A 6458-nucleotide genomic window follows, 5' to 3' on the forward strand; every position below is an offset into this window, starting at 1 on the left:
ATTGGGGAAGTGAAGCTATGTCAAATGTAAATAATCTTACTTCTAAGATCCTTCAGGATGCAGAAGAAAGAAAGGCAAAAATTTTAGCTGATGCTGCAAATGAAAAAGCTTCAATTATCGAAAAAAAGACTAAAGAAGCAGATTCATTAGAAGCTCAAATGCTAGAAAAAGCTAAAAGAGAAGCTGAAACTGCTAAAGAAAGAGTAATTTCTGGAGCAGAACTTAAAGCAAGAAATGAAAAGCTTAAAGCAAAGCAAGTTATTATAAAAGAAGTTTTTGAAAAAAGTATAGAAGAACTTTGTAAGTTAGATGGAGAAAGATACATAGCTTTCGTTAAAGAAACTATTCTTTCATCAGGGGTAGCTGGAGATGAAAAGCTAGTTCTAAATGAAGAAGGTAAAAAGTTTATTACTGAAGCTGTTGTAAATGAAATTAATTCAGGACTTGTTTCTAAGGGTAAAAAGGGAGCAATCACTTTATCATCAGAAACAGGAAACTTTAAAGGTGGATTTATATTAGAAAAAGACGGCATAGAAATTAATAATACTTTTGAAGCTTTAGTTAACTCACTAAAGGAAGATTTGGAGTTCGAAGTAGCAAGAGAATTATTTAATTAAGGAGGTTTGTAAATGGATAAAATGAAATTTACTCAAGTCATTCCAAGACTTAGAGTATTAGAAACCAGACTCCTTGATAAAGCCAAAATTGATAGAATGGTCGATTCAAATTCTGCTGACGAAGTAATAAAAATACTTCAAGAAACAGAATATTCAAATGTAATGACTAACGTAAAGAGAGCAGAAGATTATGAATATATGTTAAGCGCTGAACTTAAAAGAGTTTACGACGATGTATATAGCATGTCTCCAGTAAGATCTCTTGTTGATATAATGAGTATCAAATATGATTATCATAACATTAAAGTAATATTAAAAGGAATGTTCTTAGAAAAAGACTTTTCTGACATGCTAATGGGATTTGGCACAGTGGATGCTTCAAAAATGAAAGTTGATATAGAGACTGGTTCTTTATCATCTTTCAAAAGCACTATGAGAAAAGCAATTGAAGAAACAATTGAAGACTTTAATTCTAAGAAAGATCCTCAAAGAATTGACATTATCTTAGATAACTACATGTTTGAAAACATGAGAGAAATAGCTAAAGAATTAAATGACGATTTTACATCTAAATATGTTTCTGCACTAATAGATTTAACTAATCTAAAGACTCTTTTAAGAGTTAAGAAACAAAATAAAGATAGAGATTTTCTATTAACTTTAGTTATTGAAGGTGGCTCAATTGATAAAGATGTTTTAGTAGCTTTATTAAGTGATTCAGTAGAAAATATAGCAAGTAAGCTATCTTATACTAACTATGAAGAAGTATTAAAGTTAGGAGTAGAGGATTTCGCAGAAACAGGATCAGCAGGAACATTAGAAAAATTAGTAGATAACTACATAATGGATTTAATGAAATCTGCAAAAATGATACCTTTTGGTGGAGAACCACTATTAGCTTACATTTATGCTAAAGAAACAGAAATAAAAGTAATTAGAATTGTTATGGTTGGCAAGCTAAATAATATTGCTGGAGAAGTAATAAGAGAAAGGCTGCGTGAGATATATGTTTAAGAAAATAGGTGTAGTTGGTGACAAGGACTCAGTTCTAGCATTTAAAGCATTAGGAATTGATGTATTCCCAGTTGTAGAGCCAAATGAAGCGAAAAAAACAATAGATACGCTAGCAAGAACTGATTATGCAGTAATCTTCGTAACAGAACATGTTGCAAAAGATATTCCTGAAACAATCGAAAGATATAATAAATCAGTACTTCCAGCAGTAATATTAATTCCAAGCAATCAAGGAACATTAAATATAGGTATGCAAAGAATTAGCGATAATGTAGAAAAGGCAGTAGGCGTTAATATCTTATAGAGAAAGGTAGGTTTTATAGGTGAAGACCGGAAAGATAATTAAAGTTTCAGGACCTTTAGTTGTAGCTGAAGGTATGGATGAAGCTAATATATATGACGTGTGTAAAGTTGGAGAAAAAGGTCTTATCGGAGAAATCATCGAAATGAGAGGCGATAAGGCATCAATCCAGGTATATGAAGAAACATCAGGAATAGGTCCTGGGGATCCAGTTGTAACTACTGGAGAACCACTATCAGTTGAACTTGGACCTGGTCTTATAGAATCAATGTTTGATGGTATCCAAAGACCGCTAGATGCATTTATGGAAGCAGCTCAGTCTGCATTCTTAACAAAGGGTGTATCTGTACCATCATTAAATAGAGAAAAGAAGTGGGATTTTGTACCAACTGCTAAAGTTGGAGATGAAGTTTCATCAGGTGATGTAATAGGTACAGTTGAAGAAACTGCAGTTGTTACTCAAAAAATAATGATACCAGTAAAAACTAATGGACAAATGATTACTGGTAAAATCAAAGACATTAAAGCTGGAAGCTTTACAGTTACTGAAACAGTTGCTGTAGTTGAAACTGAACAAGGTGATGTAGAAGTTCAATTAATGCAAAAATGGCCAGTAAGAAAAGGTAGACCATATGCAGCTAAGATAAACCCAGTTGAACCAATGTTAACTGGACAAAGAGTTATCGATACTTTCTTCCCTGTTGCAAAGGGTGGAGCTGCTGCTATCCCAGGGCCATTCGGAGCTGGTAAAACAGTTACTCAACACCAAATTGCTAAATGGGGAGATGCTGAAATAGTTGTTTACGTTGGATGTGGAGAACGTGGTAACGAAATGACAGACGTTCTTAACGAATTCCCAGAACTAATCGACCCTAAGACTGGTCAATCTCTAATGAAGAGAACAGTTCTTATAGCAAATACTTCAAACATGCCAGTTGCGGCCATAGAAGCTTCAATTTATACAGGTATCACAATAGCTGAATACTTCAGAGATATGGGATACAGTGTATCAATCATGGCTGACTCTACATCAAGATGGGCAGAAGCACTTAGAGAAATGTCAGGAAGACTTGAAGAAATGCCTGGTGACGAAGGTTACCCAGCATACCTTGGATCAAGACTTGCTGATTACTATGAAAGAGCTGGTAAGATTAAATGCTTAGGTAATGATGGTAGAGAAGGTTCTATCACAGCAATCGGTGCCGTATCACCTCCAGGAGGAGATATTTCAGAACCAGTATCACAATCAACATTAAGAATAGTTAAAGTATTCTGGGGTCTAGATGCACAACTTGCATATCAAAGACACTTCCCAACTATTAACTGGTTAACTTCATACTCATTATATGAAGATACAATTGATAACTGGATGAACCAAAATGTTGCTGAAAACTGGGGAGCTTTAAGACTAGAAGCTATGACTATCCTTCAAGATGAAGCTAGACTTCGAGAAATCGTAAGACTTGTTGGTATAGATTCATTATCAGAAGCTGATAGATTAACTCTAGATGTTGCTAAGTCTATAAGAGAAGACTACTTACAACAAAATGGTTTCCACGAAGTAGATACTTATACTTCATTAAATAAACAATACAAGATGTTAAGCTTAATTATAGGTTACAGACATGAAGCTCAAAGAGCTCTTGAAGCTGGTGTATATCTAAATGACATCTTAAAAGACGAAGAATTAAAGGATAGAATTGCAAGAAGTAAGTATATCCATGAAGATGATATAGCTAAGATAGATGAAATTGCTGCAGATGTAAGAAAAGCAATGGATGAATTAATCAGCAAGGGAGGGGTAGCAAATGCTTAAGGAATATAGAACAGTTACTGAAGTTGTTGGCCCTTTGATGGTTGTTGAAGGTGTTGAAGGCGTTAAGTACGACGAATTAGTTGAAATAGAACTTCAAACTGGTGAAAAAAGAAGAGGTAAGGTTCTAGAAGTTAATGGAACTAAAGCAATGGTTCAGATCTTCGAAGGATCTTCAGGAATTAACTTAAAAGGAACAAAAGCTAAATTCTTAGGTAGACCACTTGAAATTGGTGTATCTGAAGATATGCTAGGAAGAATGTTTGATGGTATGGGTAGACCAAAAGATAATGGTCCTGCTATCATTCCAGAAAAAAGATTAGATATTAATGGTGAAGCTATAAACCCTATGGCTAGAGATTTCCCATCAGAATTTATTCAAACAGGGGTTTCTGCTATAGATGGTCTTAACACTCTAGTTAGAGGACAAAAGCTTCCTGTTTTCTCAGCATCAGGTCTTCCACATAAGGAACTTGCTGCTCAAATCGCAAGACAAGCAAGAGTTTTAAACTCAGATTCTAAGTTTGCCATAGTATTTGCTGCTATCGGTATAACTTTCGAAGAAGCTGAATTCTTTAAAGAAGAATTTGAAAGAACTGGAGCTATAGACAGATCAGTTCTATTCATGAACTTAGCTTCTGACCCAGCTATCGAAAGAATAGCTACTCCAAGAATGGCATTAACTGCAGCTGAATACTTAGCTTATGAAAAGGGAATGCAAGTTCTTGTCATTATGACTGATATCACAAACTATGCGGAAGCATTAAGAGAAATATCAGCAGCTAGAAAAGAAGTTCCAGGAAGAAGAGGATATCCAGGATACCTATATACTGACCTTTCTACATTATATGAAAGAGCAGGAAGACTTAGAGGTAAAGAAGGTTCAATCACTCAAATTCCAATACTTACAATGCCTGAAGATGATAAGACTCACCCAATTCCAGACTTAACTGGATATATCACAGAAGGACAAATTATTCTTTCAAGAGAATTATATAAGAAAGGTATAATGCCTCCAATAGATGTTTTACCATCATTATCAAGACTTAAAGATAAGGGTATAGGTAAAGGAAAGACTAGAGAAGATCATGCAGATACAATGAACCAATTATTTGCAGCATACTCTCAAGGTAAGCAAGCAAAAGAATTATCAGCTATCTTAGGTGAATCAGCACTTTCAGAAACTGATAAGAAACTTGCTAAGTTTGCAGAAGCTTTCGAAGAACAATATGTTTCTCAAGGTTTCAACACAAACAGAACAATCGAAGAAACTCTTGATTTAGGATGGAAGCTATTAAAGATGATTCCTAGAACAGAACTTAAGAGAATTAGAGACGAATACCTTGAAAAATATCTGCCAAGAGAGGAAGAATAGTCTATGGCTAAGTTAAACGTCAATCCTACTAGAATGGAACTTTCTAGACTAAAGAAGAGATTAGCAACGTCAACTAGAAGTCATAAATTATTAAAGGATAAGCAAGACGAATTAATGAGACAATTCATTAACCTTGTTAAATATAACAATAAGCTTAGAAAAGAAGTTGAAGACCAATTACAAAGTTCACTTAAGGACTTTGTAATGGCTAGAGCTGTTATGAGTTCTGAATTCTTAGAAGAAGCTGTTGCTTATCCTAAAGAACACATCTCAGTTGAAGTTGGTGAAAAGAATGTAATGAGTGTATCTGTTCCTGTAATGAACTTCAAGAGACAACTTGAAGGAGATGAAGGAAGCATATATCCTTATGGATTCGCCAATACATCTTCGGAACTTGACGATACACTTTCAAAATTATACGGTATATTACCACAACTTTTAGAATTAGCTGAAGTTGAAAAATCATGCCAGCTTATGGCTGATGAAATTGAAAGTACAAGAAGAAGAGTTAACGCTCTTGAGTACATGACAATTCCTCAACTTCAAGAAACTATCAAGTATATCAGAATGAGACTTGATGAAAATGAAAGATCTGCTACTACAAGACTTATGAAAGTTAAGAGTATGATAGATCAAAGAGGCTAATAGAAAAAACGCACTCCTTAATATAAGGGGTGTGTTTTTTTGTTGGCTCAATTATGAAATATAGTGATAAATAAAACTAGCTATTCAAATATAGGTGGACGGCCTTTAAAATTCGTATTTTTATAAGGATGTTCACCCCTTATAAACAATGGGTATTCCTGAACTTTATCAAAAATATATTTAAATAAGGATAAATAATTAGCCAAGTATTTAGTGGAAACACCTCTATAAACTGAAATAAATCTTTTTATGTTGCTATGAACACTATTTATTCTTTGGATGTTAAATCCTTTGAAACTATGCTTTCCCTTTGGAATGGCTATATGATTAAGTTTGTAATAGGAATACAAAGTTTTGTATGAATATAAACTATCAGTTATAAAAATACTTTTAGGATTAATTATTTTACCTACACTTCTTATAAGATCATTGCTTGATGGCTTTCCCATGGCAATTGGAGCAACATAAAAATCATTGTTATAATCTAAAGCAGTTAAAACACATACCTTTTCTTTTGAAATTCCTCTAAGTTTCGACTCGCCTCCCCTTTTATGAGCTTTTCTAGGCATAGCAAAACCATCCCTTGAATGATTTCCTTTAAAGGATTCTTGAAAAAAAGTTTCGTCACATTCTATTTTGTCATGTAGATTTAAACACTTATAGTTTTCTCTTATAGCATCTAAAATTTTATGG

General features: G+C 33.8%; 7 protein-coding genes. 6 read left to right on the forward strand and 1 reads right to left on the reverse strand.

Annotated elements, in window-relative coordinates; translation table 11 throughout:
* Positions 1–17: 17 nt before the first annotated feature.
* The 6 genes from BM384_RS04270 to BM384_RS04295 are packed head-to-tail and all read left to right on the forward strand — an operon-like array spanning position 18 to position 5765.
* The gene (locus tag BM384_RS04270; RefSeq protein ID WP_090011410.1) at positions 18–617 is read left to right on the forward strand and encodes a V-type ATP synthase subunit E; all 600 of its coding nucleotides are present in this window, start codon (positions 18–20) and stop codon (positions 615–617) included.
* Between the two features lie 12 nt (positions 618–629).
* Complete coding sequence (locus BM384_RS04275; protein WP_090011412.1) at positions 630–1631, forward strand: V-type ATP synthase subunit C; 1002 nt, start codon at positions 630–632, stop codon at positions 1629–1631.
* Entirely contained in the window at positions 1624–1935 is a 312-nt protein-coding gene (locus tag BM384_RS04280) for a V-type ATP synthase subunit F (RefSeq protein WP_090011420.1), read from the forward strand. Before BM384_RS04275 ends, BM384_RS04280 begins: the two co-directional genes overlap by 8 nt.
* A gap of 19 nt (positions 1936–1954) precedes the next feature.
* Positions 1955–3748 carry a V-type ATP synthase subunit A gene (locus BM384_RS04285; RefSeq protein WP_090011414.1) on the forward strand — a complete coding sequence of 598 codons (1794 nt, stop codon included), beginning with the start codon at positions 1955–1957 and terminating at the stop codon, positions 3746–3748.
* Positions 3741–5120, forward strand: coding sequence for a V-type ATP synthase subunit B (locus BM384_RS04290; protein ID WP_090011416.1), 1380 nt, complete (start codon positions 3741–3743; stop codon positions 5118–5120). The genes BM384_RS04285 and BM384_RS04290 overlap by 8 nt, the downstream gene beginning before the upstream one ends.
* Before the next feature lie 3 nt (positions 5121–5123).
* A complete protein-coding gene (locus BM384_RS04295; RefSeq protein WP_090011417.1) occupies positions 5124–5765 on the forward strand; it encodes a V-type ATP synthase subunit D in 642 nt (213 codons plus the stop codon).
* 80 nt (positions 5766–5845) lie between these two features.
* On the opposite strand, the gene BM384_RS04300 is transcribed toward BM384_RS04295, so the two are convergent.
* The coding region (locus BM384_RS04300; RefSeq protein WP_139232043.1) for an IS1595 family transposase at positions 5846–6458 on the reverse strand (613 nt) is incomplete at its 5' end.

Source organism: Clostridium sp. DSM 8431, assembly GCF_900116755.1.
Lineage (GTDB): Bacteria > Bacillota > Clostridia > Clostridiales > Clostridiaceae > Clostridium.

Bases quoted from the DNA above. Each gene is read 5' to 3' on its own strand.
- BM384_RS04270 (WP_090011410.1), top strand. From the start codon at position 18: ATGTCAAATGTAAATAATCTTACTTCTAAGATCCTTCAGGATGCAGAA.
- BM384_RS04275 (WP_090011412.1), top strand. From the start codon at position 630: ATGGATAAAATGAAATTTACTCAAGTCATTCCAAGACTTAGAGTATTA.
- BM384_RS04280 (WP_090011420.1), top strand. From the start codon at position 1,624: ATGTTTAAGAAAATAGGTGTAGTTGGTGACAAGGACTCAGTTCTAGCA.
- BM384_RS04290 (WP_090011416.1), top strand. From the start codon at position 3,741: ATGCTTAAGGAATATAGAACAGTTACTGAAGTTGTTGGCCCTTTGATG.
- BM384_RS04295 (WP_090011417.1), top strand. From the start codon at position 5,124: ATGGCTAAGTTAAACGTCAATCCTACTAGAATGGAACTTTCTAGACTA.